Annotated in this window: 15 protein-coding genes and 1 pseudogene; 10 read left to right on the top strand and 6 right to left on the bottom strand. The window is 71.7% G+C overall.

Annotated features, from left to right (window positions below):
- Window positions 1-246: 246 nt before the first annotated feature.
- Window positions 247-426, top strand: a complete 180-nt coding sequence (locus O7553_RS29395; RefSeq protein ID WP_281552772.1) for a hypothetical protein — start codon at window positions 247-249, stop codon at window positions 424-426.
- 266 nt (window positions 427-692) lie between these two features.
- Here O7553_RS29395 and O7553_RS29400 read toward each other — a convergent pair whose 3' ends face one another.
- Entirely contained in the window at window positions 693-1,028 is a 336-nt protein-coding gene (locus tag O7553_RS29400; protein WP_281552773.1) for a hypothetical protein, read from the bottom strand.
- Between the two features lie 40 nt (window positions 1,029-1,068).
- Window positions 1,069-3,510 (bottom strand): transglycosylase domain-containing protein, encoded by a 2,442-nt coding sequence (locus tag O7553_RS29405; RefSeq protein WP_281552774.1) that lies wholly within the window; start codon window positions 3,508-3,510, stop codon window positions 1,069-1,071.
- A gap of 395 nt (window positions 3,511-3,905) precedes the next feature.
- Here O7553_RS29405 and O7553_RS29410 point away from each other — a divergent pair, with 395 nt between their 5' ends.
- Window positions 3,906-4,202 (top strand): WhiB family transcriptional regulator, encoded by a 297-nt coding sequence (locus O7553_RS29410; protein WP_281552775.1) that lies wholly within the window; start codon window positions 3,906-3,908, stop codon window positions 4,200-4,202.
- 52 nt (window positions 4,203-4,254) lie between these two features.
- On the opposite strand, the gene O7553_RS29415 is transcribed toward O7553_RS29410, so the two are convergent.
- Genes O7553_RS29415 through O7553_RS29425 form a run of 3 tightly spaced genes read right to left on the bottom strand, consistent with a single transcriptional unit; the run spans window position 4,255 to window position 6,995 of the window.
- Window positions 4,255-5,403, bottom strand: a complete 1,149-nt coding sequence (locus O7553_RS29415) for an ArsA-related P-loop ATPase (RefSeq protein WP_281555797.1) — start codon at window positions 5,401-5,403, stop codon at window positions 4,255-4,257.
- 34 nt (window positions 5,404-5,437) lie between these two features.
- On the bottom strand, window positions 5,438-6,448 hold the full coding sequence (locus tag O7553_RS29420) for an ArsA-related P-loop ATPase (protein ID WP_281552776.1): 1,011 nt from the start codon (window positions 6,446-6,448) through the stop codon (window positions 5,438-5,440).
- A 28-nt stretch (window positions 6,449-6,476) separates the two neighbouring features.
- Entirely contained in the window at window positions 6,477-6,995 is a 519-nt protein-coding gene (locus O7553_RS29425) for a hypothetical protein (RefSeq protein ID WP_281552777.1), read from the bottom strand.
- Window positions 6,996-7,453: 458 nt separating this feature from the next.
- Between O7553_RS29425 and O7553_RS29430 the strand changes: the two genes are divergently transcribed.
- From O7553_RS29430 to O7553_RS29465, 8 genes and pseudogenes are all read left to right on the top strand, one after another.
- On the top strand, window positions 7,454-7,609 hold the full coding sequence (locus tag O7553_RS29430) for a DUF4177 domain-containing protein (RefSeq protein WP_123603862.1): 156 nt from the start codon (window positions 7,454-7,456) through the stop codon (window positions 7,607-7,609).
- On the top strand, window positions 7,606-8,067 hold the full coding sequence (locus O7553_RS29435; protein WP_281552778.1) for a RidA family protein: 462 nt from the start codon (window positions 7,606-7,608) through the stop codon (window positions 8,065-8,067). The genes O7553_RS29430 and O7553_RS29435 overlap by 4 nt, the downstream gene beginning before the upstream one ends.
- Window positions 8,068-8,156: 89 nt before the next feature.
- Entirely contained in the window at window positions 8,157-9,011 is an 855-nt protein-coding gene (locus tag O7553_RS29440; protein WP_281552779.1) for an MBL fold metallo-hydrolase, read from the top strand.
- Window positions 9,008-12,601: pseudogene (locus tag O7553_RS29445) on the top strand (adenylate/guanylate cyclase domain-containing protein); the annotation flags it as partial. The gene O7553_RS29440 and the pseudogene O7553_RS29445, both read left to right, overlap by 4 nt.
- A gap of 136 nt (window positions 12,602-12,737) precedes the next feature.
- Window positions 12,738-13,190 (top strand): hypothetical protein, encoded by a 453-nt coding sequence (locus tag O7553_RS29450; RefSeq protein ID WP_281552780.1) that lies wholly within the window; start codon window positions 12,738-12,740, stop codon window positions 13,188-13,190.
- A 54-nt stretch (window positions 13,191-13,244) separates the two neighbouring features.
- A complete protein-coding gene (locus O7553_RS29455) occupies window positions 13,245-14,963 on the top strand; it encodes a serine/threonine-protein kinase (RefSeq protein WP_281552781.1) in 1,719 nt (572 codons plus the stop codon).
- A 396-nt stretch (window positions 14,964-15,359) separates the two neighbouring features.
- Window positions 15,360-16,310 (top strand): transporter substrate-binding domain-containing protein, encoded by a 951-nt coding sequence (locus tag O7553_RS29460; protein ID WP_281552782.1) that lies wholly within the window; start codon window positions 15,360-15,362, stop codon window positions 16,308-16,310.
- Complete coding sequence (locus O7553_RS29465; RefSeq protein WP_281552783.1) at window positions 16,307-17,353, top strand: hypothetical protein; 1,047 nt, start codon at window positions 16,307-16,309, stop codon at window positions 17,351-17,353. Before O7553_RS29460 ends, O7553_RS29465 begins: the two co-directional genes overlap by 4 nt.
- 62 nt (window positions 17,354-17,415) lie before the next feature.
- On the opposite strand, the gene O7553_RS29470 is transcribed toward O7553_RS29465, so the two are convergent.
- Entirely contained in the window at window positions 17,416-18,093 is a 678-nt protein-coding gene (locus O7553_RS29470) for a Crp/Fnr family transcriptional regulator (protein WP_281552784.1), read from the bottom strand.
- Window positions 18,094-18,230 lie beyond the last annotated feature (137 nt).

An 18,230-nucleotide genomic window follows, 5' to 3' on the forward strand; every position in this document is an offset into this window, starting at 1 on the left:
GCCGGATCAACGAGCGGATGGCGTTGGACGTGCGGTCGTGGGTCTGTCCGTGTGGCGGTCACCACGACCGGGACGTCAACGCGGCGATCAACATCAAGGCCGCCGGGCAGGCGGACTTCAACGACCGTGGAGCGCGGGTAGGACCGGGACCCGTCCCGGCACCGCGCGGTGAAACGGTAGCCCACCAGAACACCGCGCGTATCACGCGCGGCGTGGCTGGAATCGCCGCCGTTTAGGGCGGCGAGGATGTCAACCGTCTCACCCGACGCCGCCGAAGGCTTCTACCGCCTCGTTGACGCCGCCTACGAACGCCGCAGCCTCGCCGTCAGCTCGAACCTGCATTACGCCCACGTCGTCGTCATACAGGGCGACAGCTTCCGGCTCAACCAGGCCACCACCGGACAGCGGGTGAAATTACTGAACTGACCAGAAACACCACCCACGGCGGGGAACTAACTGGCCGCCGTTGGGGAGAACCGACGGCCGCCAGCGGGACATCCGCAGGCCGCGTTCGACAACCTGTTCACCGCCGTCCGCCCGGCACCCGGCTGACCACAGCGACACCGACGCGCGACCAGGCGGCCCGACCACACCACGAACCCCCGCCCCAACCCGGAACGACAACACCCGGAGCAAGCCGACCACGTGATCGGCGATTCGCCGCCCCCGAAATCTCCCAGTACCGAAACTATTCAACCGAGCTCAAGACGAGGGAGGAAGGCGAGCGGTACGGGTTCTCGCTGTGCCGCATCGACAGCGCCGGCACGCGCGACCAGACGTACGACCTGCTCGAAGTCATCCGGGTCGCCGTCGACCCACGTCAGCCGGAGAAGCTGGAGGAGAACCTGCGCGGCTGGGCGATCGCGACCCTGGCCGGCGGCCACGGGTTCGGCTGCTACCATGCCGCCTTCAGCACTCTCGACGAGGACGACCAGCCCGAGAGCGACCTCGGCAACCTCGACATCAACTGGTCCGGCTCGGAAGTTCTCGTACCGGGCGAGCAGGGGTTGAAGCGGACGGGCGGGCACCGATGTGGATCGGTGCCCGCCCGCCACTAGATTTCGCCAGTCAGTCGTCCGGGTTGCCCGGGTTACCGGGACGTCCCGGCCCGTTGCCCGGCCCACCGGGACCGTCACCGTCGCCCGGGCTCGGCTGGGCACCCTGGCCGTTGCTGACCCGGATGATCACCACTCCGCCCTTGATGGTGCGGCCGCTCGGGCTGGTGCCGGCGGCGGTGCCGGCCGGGCAGGTGGAGTCGACCGCACCGGACCGGTCCACCTCGACCTCGAATCCGGCACCGGCCAGCCGGGACCGGGCGTTGTCGATCGACTGACACTGCACCCCCGGGATGGAGCGCTGCTCACCGCGGACCAGTTTGCCGCTCGGTGCCTTGAACTGCTGCTTCTCCTTGCCCTTCATCGCGTCCCGCAGCGTCTCGTAGACCGCCGGGTTGACGATCGTGTGCTTCATCTCGGCGTTGGTGTCGGCCCAGTCCGGGTCGGCCAGCACCCCGGCGACGGCGAGCTGCTTGGTGGTCACCACCATGGTGGCGGTCTTCTCGGCGTCGGTGGTGCCGGTCTTGCCGGCGACCGGGTGCCCGACGATGCTGCGCACGCCGTTGGCGGTGCGGCCCCGGCACTGCGACGTCGACGAGTTGTCGCCGACCGGGCAGCGCGCCGCGTCGATCGCGGCCCGGGCCACCTCGGTGGAGACCACCTGCTTGCACTGCGGCTGGGCGATGTCCAGGCTGTTGCCGTCCTGGTCGCGGATCTCCTTGACCGGGATCGGCTTGCAGTACTTGCCGTCGGCGGCGAGGGTGGCGTACGCGTTCGCCATCTCCAGCGGCGTGGTGCTGGAGACGCCGAGGGTGAAGGCGCCCCACTGGTTGGCACCCTCCGGGTCGGCGGCGAACCGGGCGTCGTTGGAGGCCCGGAAGGTGATGCCGAGGCGCTGCGCCACGTCGACGGCGGAGGCCGCGCCGACCCGCTCCTGCAGCGGCACGAAGTACGTGTTGACCGAGGCGCCGAAGGCGCTCCACATGTTGTGTACGCCGTTCATGCTGGAGTTGGCGTTCTTGGGGCAGTACTTGTTGGTGCCCGCGCAGGCGGCCGGGCTGCCCCGTTCGACAATGTACTTCGACTCGTACGGGCTCTTGGCGTTGATTGTGTACTCCAGTGGGTAGCCCTTCTCCAGGGCCGCCACCAGCGGGAAGATCTTGAACGTCGAGCCGAACTGGTAACCGGTGATGTCACCGCCACCGGTCAGCAGCGGGTTCGTGGTGTTCGGGTAGGTGCCCCGGATGCCCTTGTCGGCTTTCTTCGGGTCGCTGGAGAGCTTGTTCTTCGGGTTGTCCGGGTCGTCGAGCTTGTAGTTGCGGTTGACCGCCATACCGCGTACGTACCCGGTGCCCGGCTCGACCGCCGCCACCATCAGCGCGTGCTTGCTGCCGGTCTTCAGCGCGTCCTCGACGGCGTTCTTCGCCGCGTCCTGCGTCTGCAGGTCGAGGCTGGTGACGATGTGGTAGCCGCCGCTCTTGAGCCGCCGCTCCCGGTCGTAGCTGGTGGCACCGAACGTCTCCTGCTCCATCCACCAGCGGTAGAAGAAGTCGCAGAAGAAGCCCCAGTGGTTCTTGTTGGCGGCGACGCAGCCGTTCGGCGCGCGCTTGCCGTTGACGACCAGCTCGACGGCCTTGGCCTCGTCGGCTTCCTCCTGGGTGATCGCCCCGGTCTTGACCATGTTGTCGATGACGTAGTTGCGCCGGTCGACGGCCTGTGGGTAGCCACCCGGCGTGGTCGGGTCGAACGCCGTCGGGGCCTTGACCAGGCCGGCGAGCATGGCGGCCTCGTCGATGGTGAGGTCCGCCGGCTGCTTGCTGAAGTAGACCTGGCTGGCGGCGAAGACGCCGTACGCGCCGTTGCCGAACGGGGCGATGTTGAGGTAGCGCTCCAGCACCTCGTCCTTGGTCATCTCCTTGGTGAGCTGCATCGCGTACTTCATCTCGCGCAGCTTCCGGGCGTTGGTGTCCTCGGTGGCGGCGATCACGTCCTCGGGGTGGGTCGCCGAGTAGGCGATGGCCAGCCGGACGTACTGCATGGTCAGCGTCGAGGCGCCCTGGGTGGTCTCGCCGGCGCCCTGGTTGGCGACGAAGGCCCGGGCGACACCCTTGACGTCGACCCCGTTGTGCTCGTAGAAGTTGTGGTCCTCGGCCGCGATGATCGCCGCCCGCATGATCGGTGCGACGTCCTTGATCGGGACGTCGCGGCGGTTCTCGTCGTACATCGCGGCGAGCGTGGTCTTGCCGTCGGCGGCGTACAGGTAGCTGATCTGCGGCGCTCGCTTGACGGTCAGCTCGCTGGGCAGCTTGTCGAAGGTCTCCGCGCCTGCCTTGGCTGCCAGGCCAGACATCGCCACTGCGGGGAACGCGGCAGCGGCGACCACCACGCCGGCCAGCAGCCCACAGATCAGCAGCGATGCGGCGTTGGTCAGTGGGTTGTGGTCTCGCTTCCGCATCAAGGTCACCCAGTCAGGGTACGTGAGGGACTGAAGAGGTCGCCGTGTGGCGCACCTGTGCATTTCCTGCCGGCTCCGGCCTCGTTGTGCTAAACGCAGAGACCCGTCCGGCGGTTGTGGTCTCCGCCGCCTACTTTCCCCCCGGGAAGGTGTGGGTGGCGGGGTTTCCCCGTTTCCGCCTCGGGTACCCCTGCTCGGCAGAGCGCCCGGGAAGGGTGTTGTGTCCGGATAAGCGGATTTCGCCAATAACGTTGCGTAATCACCCAACTACAGAACATGATGGTCCGGCGAGGATCGCACGGCGGCGTGCTGCGGGGGAAAGCAGCGTCAGCCGCCCGGCTTGCCGACTGACTCCACCGGTTGCAAGCGGAAATTGCTAGGGGGGACGTGGAACGATGGGCATGATCGCTGATTGGCCCAGCCTGGCGGCGTGCCAGAGCGGAGACCCGGACGCGTTGTTCGTGCAGGGCGCTGAGCAGAACGTGGCCAAGCGCATCTGCCGGGGTTGCCCGGTCCGGTACGAGTGCCTGGCCGACGCACTCGACAACCGGATCGAATTCGGGGTCTGGGGCGGCATGACCGAGCGGGAACGGCGGGCTCTGCTGCGCCGGCACCCGCAGGTGGCGAGCTGGCGCAGAATGTTCGAAGCAGCCATGCGGGACCGCGAAAAGGTGCTCGTCGCCACCAAGTGATCCGCTGAACCGGGAGCTGTGCAGGACCAGAGGGAGCTGCGCGGGGCCAGGCTCAGCCGGCGACCGCGTGGCCGATCGTCCGTAGCCCGTCGATGTCATGCACGTCGGCGGGCTGCGCGCGGACGGTCGCCACCGGCACCTGCGGGAACGCGTCAGTGAACATCGCCGCGACTCGGCGCTCCCGCGCCGACTGCTGTGCCACCGCGGCGTGCACCCGCAGCACCCCGGCCGTCGCCGGATGCCCGCCGTCGCGGTCCAGCTCCTGCGCGGCGGACAGGCTCCGCTCGGCGGACAACCCGGGTACGGCCGGCTCGTGCACCCGGTTGAGCACCAGCCCGGCCAGCGGCATCCGCTCCGCGCCGAGCCGACCGGCGAAGTACGCCGCCTCCCGTACCGCATCCGGCTCCGGCGCCGCGACCAGCAGGAACGCCGTCTCGTCGGCCTGCAGGACCCGGTACGTCTGCTCGGCCCGCTGCCGGAAACCGCCGAACATCGAGTCCAGCGCCGCCACGAAACCGGACAGGTCACTGAGCAACTGGGCGCCGAGGATCTTCTGCACCGCCCGGGAGAACACCCCGAACGACGCGGTCACCAGGCTGAACATACTTCGACCGCCGGCCCGGGCCGGTGCCAGCAGCAGTCGGAGCATCCGGCCGTCCAGAAAGCGCGCCAACCGGGCCGGTGCGTCCAGGAAATCCAGCGCGGACCGCGACGGCGGCGTGTCGACCACGATCAGATCCCACTCGCCACCGGCGTGCAGCTGGCCCAGCTTCTCCATCGCCATGTACTCCTGCGTACCGGCGAAGGTCGAGCTCATGGCCTGGTAGAAGGGGTTCGCGAAGATCTCGGCGGCCTTGTCGGTGTCGGTGTGCGCGAGCACCACCTCGTCGAAGGTGCGCTTCATGTCCAGCATCATGGCGTGCAACTCGCCGCCGCTGGCCTCCACCTCGATGCCCTTGACCTGCCGTGGGGTGTTGTCCAGCTCGGTCAGGCCCAGTGACTGCGCCAGCCGGCGGGCCGGGTCGATGGTGAGTACCACGGTGCGCCGGCCGTGCCGCTCAGCGGCGCGCAGCGCCAGGGCCGCCGCGGTCGTCGTCTTGCCCACCCCGCCGGCACCGCAGCAGACCACGATCCGCACGCCCGGATCGGCCAGGATCCGGTCGACGTCCAGCGGTGGCGCTGCGTGATCAGGAGGCACCAGTCGAGCGTATCGGGGTCGGCCCAGGATCCGCCGATCAAGTCGCTGTGAGGTCGCTTCCAGCAGCTGGCCCGGTGCCGGTCAGCAACGCTGCGGCCAGCGTGTCCAGGCCCTCGCGGGTGACCCCGTCCGGCAGCAGCGGCAGCCGGACGATCGGCCGGCCCAACTCGACCAGGTCGGTCAGCAGCGAGTCCTCCAGCGCGCGGCGGGTGAGGTGCTCCTGTGCCTCGGCCCGCAGGCCGGTCACCGTCTCCCGGTCGGTCGGCAGCCCGGCTGCGGCCAGCCCGCGCCGTAGCTGCGTCTGGCCGACCGGTCCGTCAGCGAGCAGCGGCGGCCGGGCCGAGTTGACGATCACATTGCCCACCGGGATGCCCAGCGCGGTCAGGTCGGCGACCGCGTCGAGGGTCTCCTGCACCGGCATCTCCTCCAACAGGGTCACCACGTGCACCGCGGTGATCGGCGAACGCAGCAGTACCGCGACGCCCTCGCTCTGCGTCTTGATCGGGCCGACCTTGGCCAGCCGGGCAGCCTCGGCGGTCACGTTCAGGAACCGGCCGATCCGCCCGGTGGGCGGTGCGTCGAGCACCACCGCGTCGTAGACCCGTCGCCGGTCCACCATCCGAGTGGTGGCCTCCTTCACCTTGCCGGTGAGCAGGACGTCGCGCAGCCCGGGGGCGATGGTGGTGGCGAAGTCGATGGCGCCCAGGCGCCGCAGCGCCCGCCCGGCCGCGCCCAGCTTGTAGAACATGTCGAGGTACTCCAGCAGCGCCTCCTCCGGGTCCACCGCCAGGGCGCGGACCTCGCCGCCGGCGGCCGAGGTGGTGATCCGGCGCTCCTGGTACGGCAGCGGCCCGAGGTCGAACAGCTGTGCGATGCCCTGGCGGCCCTCCACCTCGGCGAGCAGGGTGCGCCGGCCCGAGCCGGCCAGCGCGAGCGCCAGCGCGGCGGCGACACTGGTCTTGCCGGTCCCGCCCTTGCCGGTCACCACGTGCAACCGGGACGGCCAGCCGGGTACGGCGGCGACAGGTGACTGCTCGGTGACCCCCACGTCCAACCAGACTAGTGCGCGACGCCGCTCAGTTGACGTCGCAGACGAACCAGCCGGACTTCTGCACCACCATGAAGCTGAGATCCTGCTCCGCGCTGCGCTCGTCCTCGGTGACCATGCGCACGGTGACCGAGACGACGGCCCGATCTTCGTCCTGCTCGTCGACGGTCGGCACGTTCCACTCGAACTGCGGGTTGCGGTACGTCGACGAGTAGCCCTCGATCTCCTCCACCTTCTCGATCAGCGCGGACTCGTCCCGGGCCTCCCGGCAGACCAGGTCGGCCGCGGCCGTGACGTTCCGGTCGGTGTACACCGCCTGGAGGAACTCGTCCACGGCGGCGACCGGTTCGGCCGCGCCGCTACCCGTCTCCAGGTTGTTGATCACCAGGAACGCCGCGATGCCGCCACCACCGCAGAGCAGCAGCACCACACCGAGCACCACCGAGGTGATCAGCAGGCCACGTCGGCGGCCGGCGGCAGCTGCGGCCGGTGCGCCGGGAGTCGGCGGTACGGGCTGGCCGGGGGGTAACGGCTGTCCCGGTGACACCGGCTGGCCGGGCGGCGGTGGTACAGGCTGCCCGGGCGGCGGTGCGGACTGTCCCGGCGGAGGCGGGAACGGCGGGCCACCCGGTGCCGCCGCGAACGGTGCGCCGGCCGGCGGCGGGGCGTACGGCGACCGGTCCGGCGGCGGAACGAACGGCGGTGCGGTAGGACGCTGCCAAGGCGGCGGCGGGATCGACTGTCCCGGCCCTGCCGACTGCCCAGGCCCTGTCGGCTGTGCCTCGGTCGGCTGTGCGTCCGGCGCCGGTGGCTGTGCGTCCGGTGGCTGTGCCTCGCCACTGGGCGGTTGCGTCATCCTCATCCCCAGGTTTCAGGTCTCGTCGTCGGCGGACGGTAGCCGCCACCAGACGGTCAGGGTATCTGGCCGACGCACCCGGCTCACCCTCCCGGCCGTTGGCCTTAGGCTGTGGCGGTTGCCGAATCAGAGCTAGGAGCCGTAACGCGATGCAGAAGTGGGAGTACGTCACCGTGCCACTGCTGGTGCATGCCACCAAGCAGATCCTCGACAACTGGGGTGAGGACGGCTGGGAACTGGTCACCGTGATCCCCGGTCCCAACCCGGACCAGCTGGTGGCGTACCTGAAGCGGCCCAAGTCGTGACCGCCGGACCACACGCCCGCCTCGCTGAACTGGGGCTGAGCCTGCCGACTGTGGTCCCGCCGGTGGCCGCCTACGTTCCGGCGGTCCGCTCCGGTCAGCACGTCTACGTCTCCGGCCAACTGCCGATGGCCGACGGAGCGCTGCTCGCCGTTGGCAAGGTGGGTGCCGAGGTGACCCCCGAACAGGGCAGGGAGCTGGCCGGCCGGTGTGCGCTGAACGCGCTCGCCGCGATCGACGCCCTGGTCGGCCTCGACGCCGTGACCCGGATCGTCAAGGTCACCGGATTCGTCGCCTCGACCGCCGGCTTCACCGGCCAGCCCGCCGTGATCAACGGGGCCTCGGAGCTGTTCGGCGAGGTCTTCGGTGACGCCGGCCGGCACGCCCGCAGCGCCGTCGGGGTGGCCGAACTTCCGCTCGGTGCGCCGGTCGAGGTGGAGGTCGTCGTCGAGGTCGCCTGATCCGGTGCGCACCGGCCTGGCGCAGGTCGGCACCCGAGCGGGCTGAAGAAGTCTCGGCGAAGTCACCGTACGGCCGTACCATCGCAGCCATGACCGCGCACGTCACCACCCCCGCCGCGGCCCTGGCCAGCGATCTGCCGGGCTGGGCGACCCTGGTGCGGGCACCCAACCCCGGGCCGATGACGCTGGACGGCACCAACACCTGGGTGCTGCGCCGGCCGGGCGAGCGGTACGGCGTCCTCGTCGACCCGGGTCCGGCCGACGCCGGGCATCTCGACCGGCTGGCGCAGCACGGCCCGTACTCGATGATCCTGGTGACCCACGGGCACCCGGACCATGTCGAGGCGGTGCCGGCGGCCGCCGAGCGGTTCCAGGCCCCGGTCCGGGGCCTGACCGCCGACCACCAGGTGCAGCAACCGGACCGGCTCGGCGACGGGACCGTGCTGGACGCCGCCGGCCTGACCGTCACCGTGCTGGCCACCCCCGGCCACACCGCCGACTCGGCCTGCTTCCTGGTCGCCGGGCCGGACGGGCGGCAGGCCGTGCTCACCGGCGACACCATCCTCGGCCGGGGCACCACCGTGGTGGCCTGGCCCGACGGCGACCTCGGCGACTACCTGACCAGCCTGCGGCGACTCGCGGCGTACGACGAGGTGACGGCGCTGCCGGGGCACGGCCCGGCGCTGGCCGACTGCGCCGCCGCCGCCCGGTTCTACCTGGCCCACCGGCAGGCCCGGCTGGACCAGGTCCGCCAGGTGGTGGCCCGGGGCGTGACCGCACCGGCGGCCGTCGTCGCCGAGGTGTACGCCACCGTCGACCGGGCGTTGTGGCCGGCCGCCGAGTGGTCGGTCCGGGCGCAGCTCGCCTACCTGCGCGGGCCGACCGACAGCGCGGCAGGTGACCGGGAATCGACACCGGGGCGGACCGGGTTGGAACGGCAGTGACCTGCCCGGTGTGCGGAACCGTCGCGGTACCCGGCGCGCGGTTCTGCCACAACTGCGGCGGCGCGCTGCCGGCGGCCGCCTTCCTGCCGGCCGCCGAACGCCGGGTGGTCACCGTGCTCTTCGGTGATTTGTCCGACTTCACCTCCTGGTCGGAGGATCTCGACCCGGAACGGGTCGGTGCCGTCACCGACCGGGTGCTCGCCGCCCTGGCCGGGGCGGTCAAGACGTTCGGCGGGCACGTCGACAAGCTGACCGGCGACGGGATCATGGCGGTCTTCGGCGCCCCGGTCGCCCACGAGGACGACGCCGAACGTGCCGTACGGGCCGCGCTCAGCATGCAGCGGGCGGTGCGTCGGGTGCTCGACGACGAGCGTGGCGGCGGTGCTCCGCTCGGCCTGCGGGTCGGCCTGAACACCGGTGACGTGGTCGCCGGCATTCAGGCTGCCATCGAGTACACGGTGATCGGCGACACGGTCAACACCGCCGCGCGGCTCGCCGACGCGGCGGCGGTCGGCGCGGTGTACGCCGGCGCCGGCACCGTCACCGGCACCCGGCACGTCGCCGCCTGGCGGGAGCTGCGCCCGCTGCGGCTGAAGGGCAAACGCGCCCCGGTCGAGGCGTACGAGCTGCTCGGTCTGCACGACGCGCCCGGCACCCGGTCGGGCATCGGCGACCAGGCCCCGTTCGTCGGGCGGGAGGCCGAGATCGGTCGGCTGGCGGGCCGGCTCACCGAGGTGATCGACCACGGCGATCCGCGGGTGCTGGTGCTCACCGCGGAGGCCGGCATCGGCAAGTCCCGGTTCGCCGTCGAGGTCGAGCGGTACGCCGCCGGCTACGACGTCGGCACCGGGCGGTACGCGGCGCCCACCGGCGCGCGGGTGCTGTCGGTACGCTGCGCCGCCTTCGGCGAGCGGCGTCGGCTGGCCCCGCTGGCCGACCTGGTGCGGATCGCGGCCGGGCTGCCCCGGGACAGCTCCACCGCGGTCACCCGCCCGGTGGTCGAGGAGCGGCTGCGTCGCCTCGGGCAGCGGCTGGCCCGGGTCCGTCCGGAGCCGCCGCCGCTCTCCGTCGACCTGCTACTGACCCTGCTCGGGTACGCGGAGCCGCCCGCTGCCGCGCACCCGTCGTCCGGTCCGGCGGACCTGACCACGGACGCTCCGGTGCTCGACGCGGAGGCGATCCCGAGCGCGGTGGCCGACCTGCTCAGCGCCCTGGCCCGGGAGGCGCCGCTGCTGATCGTGGTCGACGACCTGCACGACGCCCTCCCGGACACCGTCGAGGTGCTCGGCGAGACGCTGTCCCGGCTCACCGGTCCGGTACTGGTGCTGCTGCTCGGCCGACCCGAGCTGGTGCGTACCGCCGGGGTGCTGACCGGGGTGGCCGACGCCGAGGTGCACCCGTTGCCGCCGCTGCGCGGCGCCGACGCGGCCCGGCTGCTCACCTCGTACCTCGGCGGTGGGCGGCTGCCGCAACCCGACGTGGACCGGCTGCTGGCCACCGCTCAGGGCAACCCGTTCTACCTGGCCGAGCTGGTCACCCTGCTGATCGAGCGGGGCGCGCTGACCCGGACCGGTCCGTCGGCCGACGCCGACGCCGCCGGCGACGGCGCGGACTGGCGGCTGGCACCCGGCTCGTTGAGCAGCCGGCTGCTCTCCCGGGACCTGGCCGCGGTGCTGGCCGCCCGGATCGACGCGTTGCCGGCCGACGCCCGGTCGGTGCTGCGTGACGCCGCCGTGGTCGGCGACGTGGTACCGGACGGCACCCTGGAGTCGTTGCGGGACCGGCGGGACGGCCGGCCGGCGGCGGTGGTGGCGGTCGAGCTCGACCGGGCCGTCGAGGAGTTGCTGCAGCGCCGCATGCTGCACCGGACCCGGGTCGGTTTCGCCTTTCCGACCCCGCTGATGCGGGAGGCGGCCTATGCCGGGATCGGCAAGGCCGACCTGGCGGAACGGCACGCGTGCCTGGCCCGGTGGGCGGCCGGGGCCGACGCGCCGGCGGCGGTCGGCACCGGCCCGGCGAGCGGTGGGCCGGGCGGGATGAGCCCGGCGCTGCGGGACGTGTTCGTCGCCGAGCACGTCGAACGGGCCGTCGGCCTGGCCGAGGCGGTCGGGCTGCGCCCGGACTCGGCGGCCCGCGCCGTCGGGCCGCTGGGGGTCGCGGCGCTGGGCCGGGCGGCCCGCCGGTCGATCGCGGTCGGTGAACCGGAGCTGGCCGTGGAGTACGCCGAGCGGGCGTCCGTGCTCGGCGGGGACGCGGTGCCGAAGGCCGACCGGCTGGTCTACGCCCGGGCGCTGCTGCAGACCGGCCGCCCGGCCGAGGCGCTGGCCACCGCTGAGAAGGTGCTCGCCAACGCCGGTGAGGACGCGGCTGCCCGGGCCGGTGCTCTGCTGGTGTCCGGTCGGGCCCACCGGGCGGTGGGCGACGCCGCCCGTGCGGTGGCGGTGTGGCGTGAGGCGTTGCAGGTGGCCACCGACGTCGGGCTGCCCGCCGAGCGGGCGGAGGCGATGCGCCGACTCGGGATGGCCGACTTCCTGGCCGGCCGGCTCAGCCGGGCGAGCAGCCGATTCGCTGCGGCGTACCAGGTGAACCTGGCAGCTGGCGACCGGCGTGGGCAGGCCTGGTCGTTGCAGAGCCTGGCGTGGGTGACCACGATGCGCGGCGACTTCGCCGGCGCCGACGCGGTGCTGAACCGGGCGGCGCGGCTGTTCGTCGAGCTGGACGACCCGGTGGGGCGGGCCTGGCTGCGGGGCACCACCGCGTTCGCCCGGCTGCTCTCCGGCCGGTTGGCCGACGCCCGCCGGTTGGCCCGGGTTTTCCTGCCGTTCGGCGAGCGGGTGGGGGAGGCGTGGGCGGTCGGCACGCTCCGGGCGGTGGAGGCGTTCGCCGCGGCCGAGTTGGGTGAGTTGGCCGAGGCGGACCAGTCGGCGCGGCGCGCGTACCGGGATTTCGACAGCGCGGCCGACGACTGGGGTCGGGGCTTCGCGTTGCTGGCGCGGGGGGTGGTGGCGCGCGGGCTCGGCCAGTGGGAACACGCCGCCGATCTGCTCTCCGACGCGCTCGCCCAGGGCGAGCGAATCGATCACCCGTTGCTGATCGGGATGGCCGGGACGCTGCGCGGCTTCGTCGCCCTGCAATGCGGTGACGTGGCCGGTGCCGAGCGGTTGGCGCAGTCGGTGCTGACGTCGGTCGAACCGCACAACCCGTTGGCCGCCGTCCAGGTGGCGCCACGGGTGCTGCTCGCGTCGGCGCGGCTCGCAGCGGGTGACCCGCCGACCGCGGTCGGGTTGCTGGCACCGGTCGCGACCGCGATGGACAGCCCGGCGGTGTTGTTCTCCCGGCGTCAGACGTTGGCCCGGTACGCGGCGGCGCTGCTCGCCGACGGGCAGCCGGAGCCGGCGCTGCACTGGGCCCGGCGGGCGTTGGACTCGCCGGCGGAGGACGTCCGCAGTCAGGTCGTCGGGTTCGGTGTGTTGGCCTCCGCGCTCGCCGCCAACGGCGAGCAGGTCGCGGCACGGCAGGCAGCTGACCGGGCGGTCAGTCTCGCGTACGGCACCGAGCAGGTCAGCGAGCGGGCGCCCGCCGAGGCGATCAGGTCCGCTGTGGATGACGGTGGCCTGGTCGGTGGGGTGGATCATGGCGGACCCGGGGATGCCGGCCGGGCGGCGCGCTCGCTAGCCTGACTCCCACTGTGCTCCATCCTGGGCGCACTGTGGCCGGAGGAACCCGATGAAGCTGCCCCGTTCGGTATCCGGATGGACTGTCGCCGTGTTCGGGGCGATGGCCCTGCTGCTGGGCGCGGTCGGCCTGGCTCAGCCCGATGTCCTGCTCGTACTGCTCGGCTTCGACACGCTGCCCACCGGGGAGCGGGCGGCCGGCGACTACACCCATACCTTCATGACGGCGTCGTCGATGGCCTCGTTCAACATGGGCGTCTACTACCTGTTGGCGTCGGTCACCGACTGGCGACCGTTCTTTCTGTTCTCGGTGATCTTCCGGCTGGTCACCACGGTGGTCTTCACCGTGGTCGTAGTCGCCGAGGTGGCTCCGGTGCGGTTCGTCGGGGTGGCCGCCTGGGAAGGGCTGGGCGCGGTGGTGACCGGGGTGGCGTTGCTGACCGAACGTCGCCGCCGGGTCGGCGTACCGTCGCCCGGCACCGGCCGGTCGGCTGGCGACGGCTGACCCGGGGGCCCGGGGTCGCCCCGGCTGTCCGGGGTCTTGGGTACCGTTTACCGTGTGAACGACAGACTGCCGAGCGCGCTGCCGTTCCCCACAGTGCCTGGACTGTCAGATTTGTCAGTCTTCGCCAGAGGCGGCTACGCCACCGTCTATCGCGCGGTCCAGGAGTCGGTCGGCCGGGAGGTCGCCGTCAAGGTGGAGAACCGGGCTCTGGACAACGAGCGGGACCAGCGCCGGTTCATGCGGGAGGCGCGTGCCGCCGGGCGGATGTCGTCCCATCCGCACGTGGTGGACCTCTTCGACGTCGGCGTCACCGGGGATCTCCATCCGTACCTGATCATGGAGATGTGCGACGGCTCGTACGCCGACCGGATGCGCACCTCCCCGCTGGACGCCTTCGAGGCCCGTGACGTCGGGGTCAAGATCGCGGACGCGCTCGCCGACGCCCACCATCTCGGCGTCCTGCACCGCGACGTCAAACCGGCCAACATCCTCTACTCCCGGTTCAACGAGCCGGCCCTGGCCGACTTCGGCCTGGCCGTGCTGGTCGAGCACCGCGACGCCTCGGTCACCCTGGAGGTGCTGACCCCGGCGTACGCGCCACCCGAGTCGTTCCAGCACCGTCCGCCGTCGGCCGCCGCCGACGTCTACGCGCTCTGCGCCACCCTGTACGCCATCATGCGCGGCAAGCCGCCACGCTGGGACGACGAGCGCAACCCGAGCCTGGTGGCTCTCCTGGAGATGTTCGACCGGCCGCTGCCGGACCTGCCCGGGGTCAACCCGGCGCTGACCGATGTACTACGCCAGGGAATGGCGAACGATCCCGCTGCCCGGCCTCCGGCGGTCGTGCTGCGGGACATGCTGGCGGCGGTACCGCTCGGTCAGCACTGGAGCCCGGCTGCCCCGCACCGGCCGCCGTTTTCAATCGCCCCGGTCTCCGGTGGGCCACCGTCCGGGTCGAGCAGCTGGGCCGACCCGACGACCCCGGTGCCGTCCCGGCCGGAACGCAACCCGTCCTGGAGCGTTCCGGTGCCACCTCCGCCGGAGCCGAGCCAGGTGCCCGGGCAACGACCCGGCCCGCCCGGCCCGCCGCCGTCGGCTGCCGGCCCGTCGTCCGGCCCGTCGTCCGGCCCGTCGTCCGGCCCGTCGTCCGGCCGAACGGGTACCTCGCCCGACAACGCTGTCCGTTCCTGGCTGCGGACCCTCGCCGGCGGGCTCGGCCTGCTGGTGCTGCTCGCGATGACCAGCCTGGGCACCTGGATCGTCGCCAAGGGCTCCGGTCCCACCACGTTTCCCCCGATCACCGGAGCCGACCAGCGGACGACCGGTGCGGTGGCCAGTGAGAGCCCTGCCAGCGACCCCACCAGCGGCGGTCCGGCGGGCGCGGTGCTGCCGAACTGCCACCTGACGCTGCGACCGGAGCTGCGCTGTCCGGACGATCTTGAATGCTTCAACGGCCGGGTATCGAACTCTCCGCGTACCCTGACCGCGACCGCCTGCACCGGCCGGCACACCTGGGAGATGTTCGCGGTCGGTGAGCTGCCGACCCGGTTGCGGGCTGCCGACCATGCCACGATCCGGTCCGACCCGGCCATCGCCGAGGCCTGCGGGGCGGAGAGCTTCCGGCTGTTCACCCTGCGGATGGACGCCCACGACTGGCAGTACGCGGTGCTGCTGCCGGATCCGGCGGACCTCGCCGCCGGCGACCACCGGTACCAGTGCCTGGCGGGCAAGGGGCCCGGCCAACTGTTCGGCCCGACCCTGGCCGCCCGGTAACCGACATCCGGCGCAAGTCCGGGCTGTCCGACTTTCCACCCGGGGCGTCCGTTTCGTTGATTCGCGGGCGGTATCTCGTATTTTCCGGACGGTCCGACCCTGCCGCAGTGGTTCGTGCTCTGCGGCTGGACGCTGGCCGGCTGCCTGCTGGCACTGCTGACCCGCAACCGTCCGTCGGCCCGTACCCGGTCGACGACCCCGCCGAGTACGGAGATCGCCTGATCCGGCCCGTTACGAAGATCCGCTGAAGCCCTCAGTACGAAGATCACCGGATCCGGCGCGGCGCAACTCGGCGGTGCCGGGTATTGCCGGGAACCACTACATTGAGCGGAGCCGGCAATGTGGACGGCTGCCCGACACGCAATCGATCCTGACTGTCGCAGTCGTGAGGTTGCCATGACTGATAGATCCACCAAGTCACGCACGTACGTCGACCACCGTACCCGGCAGACTATGACCACGCTGGCGGTTGCCGCGACCTTGGTGCTGGTCGCCCTCGTCGCCTGTGAGGACAACCAGCCGCCGGACCGGCCGACCGTGCGGGATCTCCGGGAGGCCTCGACCATCAGCGACCAGACCGAGCTGCGCATCGGCGTCAATATCGACATTCCGCTGATGTCGTATCGGCGCAACAACTCCTACCACGGTTTCGACATCGAGATAGCCCGCTACATCGCCGACTCACTCGGCTTCGGCGACCAGAGCATCACGTGGGTGCCGCTGGACACCGAGGACCGGATCGAGAAGCTGCGCAGCGGCGAGGTCGACATCGTGGTGGCCAGCTTCTCCATCACCGAGGAACGGGAGAAGCGGGTCGGGTTCGCCGGCCCGTACCTGATCACCACACCCGAGGTGCTGGTCGCCACCGAGTTCGTCGACGAGATCACCACGATCACCGATCTGAACGACGAGGAGTACACCGTCTGCGTCGCCGGTGGCTCCACCACCGAGGCAATGCTCAGGGAACGGGGGATCCCGCACCAGCAGGCCGACAATCCGGCCGCCTGCCGGGACGGCGTCCTGGCCGGCGACTTCCATGCGATGGTCTCCGACGAGACGATCCTCGCCGGACTCCGTTCGGAGAACCCCGACGAACTCGCCATCGTCGACATGCCGTTCGGCGTCGAGGAGGAGTTGGGCATCGGGGTGCCGGTCGAGGACGAGAACCTTCGCGACCTGGTCAGCTACTTCCTGGACAAGAGCTATCAACGGGACCAACGGGACGAAGCGAACGCCTGGGAGACGGCGTACAACAACCATCTGGGGCGGTGGCTCGGCGAGGCCAGCCAGCCCCGACCGGACGGCGCGCCCGACCTCGTCGACCACGACGACAAGAACCGGCGGTGACCGCCGCCGAGCGCCCGGTCGACGAGGCGGACCGGCGGAACCGGGCGGCGCAGCAGTTCTGGAGCGTGGTGGTCGGCGCTCCGGCGATCATCTCGGTGCTCCGGCTGGTCGTCGAGGCCGGCGGCGAGCTCCAGACCACCCTGCTGCTGGCCGCCAACGTCAACCCGGTGAACCTGGTCGCCGCCTTCGTCAGCACGGCGAGCCGGGTGGTCTCCGGTGCGATGATGGCCCTGTTCGCGATCAGCGCGGTGCTGACCGTCAGCGTCAACAACGACCAGCGGCGGTGGGCGCGACGACGACCGCCGTTGCTGGTCCGCTGGATGCGGGTGGTGCCCGTCTGGTTCCTGATCGTCACCCTGCTGGTCGCCGTCGTGACCTGGAAGATCCTCTATCTGCCGCTGCTGCTGCCGGCGATCGCGGCCACCGCCCAGCTGCGCACCCGTACGGCGGACGAACGCGGCACGGCCGGGGACCCGCCGGACGGTGGCCGGACGAACCGGCTGACCCTGTTCGTCCTGCTGCTGATCGGCTACTACGGCCTGCTGGCGCCGACCCTGGCCGAGGCGGCGGTCACCGGTGAGTGGTTCGTGGCGCTGATCCTGGGCGCTCCACCGCTACTGGCTCTCGTCGTGACCGGCCCGGTGCTGCCCGGCACGGTGCACCTGCTGGTCGCGACCGGCCAGCTCACCGTCATGATCGCGCTGGCTTGGACGTCGTACTCGGTGGCCACCGCACCGGTGCTGCCCAGTACGGTGACCACCGTCGCGGTGTCGGGCGGGGAGACCGAGCACATCCGGGGCAGCGTGATCGCGGTCGACGACGCGAGCGTGGCCATCCTGCAGGAACAGGGCGGTGTCCGGTACGTGCCGACCGACGACGTGGAGGCGCAGGTGCTGTGCCCGAGCGAGGCGGACCTGCCGCGCTACCGCCTCTGGGTGCACGGGTTCCACGTCGAGGACTCGCTGCTGCAGGCGTTGGGGCGGGAGGTCCGACCGGTCACCCCGGTGGACGCGGTCTGCCGGGCGACCGCCTCGGTGAGGTGAGCCAACCGTTGCCCCGTCCGGGGCGGATCTGCCGCAGGTCCCCGGGCAGATCCGCCGCCGGGTCACACCCGGGCGCGCCTGGCGAGCCGCTCGGGGTCGAGGATGATGATGCTCTTGCCGTCGAGCCGCAGCCAGCCCCGGGAGGCGAAGTCGGCCAGCGCCTTGTTGACCGTCTCCCGGGAGGCCCCGACCAGCTGGGCGATCTCCTCCTGGGTGAGATCGTGGGTCACCCGCAGCACCCCGCCGTCGCGGGTGCCGAACCGGCCGGCCATCTGCAGCAGATTCTTGGCTACCCGCCCCGGTACATCGGTGAAGATCAGGTCGGCGAGGGCGTCGTTGGTCCGGCGCAGCCGTCGGGCAAGCACCCGCAGCAGCTGCTCGGCGATCTCCGGCCGATTGTTCAGCCAGGGCCGCAGCGCCTGCTTGCGCAGCCGGGCGAGGCGGGTGTCGGTGACGGCGGTCGCGGTGGCGGTACGCGGCCCGGGGTCGAAGAGCGACAGCTCGCCGACCATGTCCGACGGGCCCATCACGGCGATCAGGTTCTGCCGTCCGTCTGCGGCCCGCCGGCCGACCTTGATCTTGCCGGTGAGCACGATGTACAGGCTGTCACCCGGCTCACCCTCGTTGAAGACGACCTCGCCCTTGCGGGCGTCGATCGTCTCCATCTCCTTGGCGAGTGCCTCCGCGGCCTCCGGGTCCACGCCCTGGAAGATCCCGCTACGAGCCAGCACCTCGTCCATCGCGCACCTCCGCCCGCGCGGCGTCCGTTCCCCGGCACCCCAGCCGTGACCAGCCGCGCGCAGTCAGTCTAGGTGCACTCCGCCCCTGGCCGGATGCGCACCCTCCGAATCTTGATCCAGGAGCGTAACCCAACAGG

The organism is Solwaraspora sp. WMMA2059 (assembly GCF_027497315.1).
In the GTDB taxonomy this organism is placed as follows: Bacteria; Actinomycetota; Actinomycetes; order Mycobacteriales; family Micromonosporaceae; genus Micromonospora_E.

Bases quoted from the DNA above. Each gene is read 5' to 3' on its own strand.
- O7553_RS29395 (WP_281552772.1), top strand. From the start codon at position 247: ATGTCAACCGTCTCACCCGACGCCGCCGAAGGCTTCTACCGCCTCGTT.
- O7553_RS29405 (WP_281552774.1), bottom strand. From the start codon at position 3,510: ATGCGGAAGCGAGACCACAACCCACTGACCAACGCCGCATCGCTGCTG.
- O7553_RS29410 (WP_281552775.1), top strand. From the start codon at position 3,906: ATGGGCATGATCGCTGATTGGCCCAGCCTGGCGGCGTGCCAGAGCGGA.
- O7553_RS29430 (WP_123603862.1), top strand. From the start codon at position 7,454: ATGCAGAAGTGGGAGTACGTCACCGTGCCACTGCTGGTGCATGCCACC.
- O7553_RS29440 (WP_281552779.1), top strand. From the start codon at position 8,157: ATGACCGCGCACGTCACCACCCCCGCCGCGGCCCTGGCCAGCGATCTG.
- O7553_RS29450 (WP_281552780.1), top strand. From the start codon at position 12,738: ATGAAGCTGCCCCGTTCGGTATCCGGATGGACTGTCGCCGTGTTCGGG.
- O7553_RS29460 (WP_281552782.1), top strand. From the start codon at position 15,360: ATGACTGATAGATCCACCAAGTCACGCACGTACGTCGACCACCGTACC.
- O7553_RS29470 (WP_281552784.1), bottom strand. From the start codon at position 18,093: ATGGACGAGGTGCTGGCTCGTAGCGGGATCTTCCAGGGCGTGGACCCG.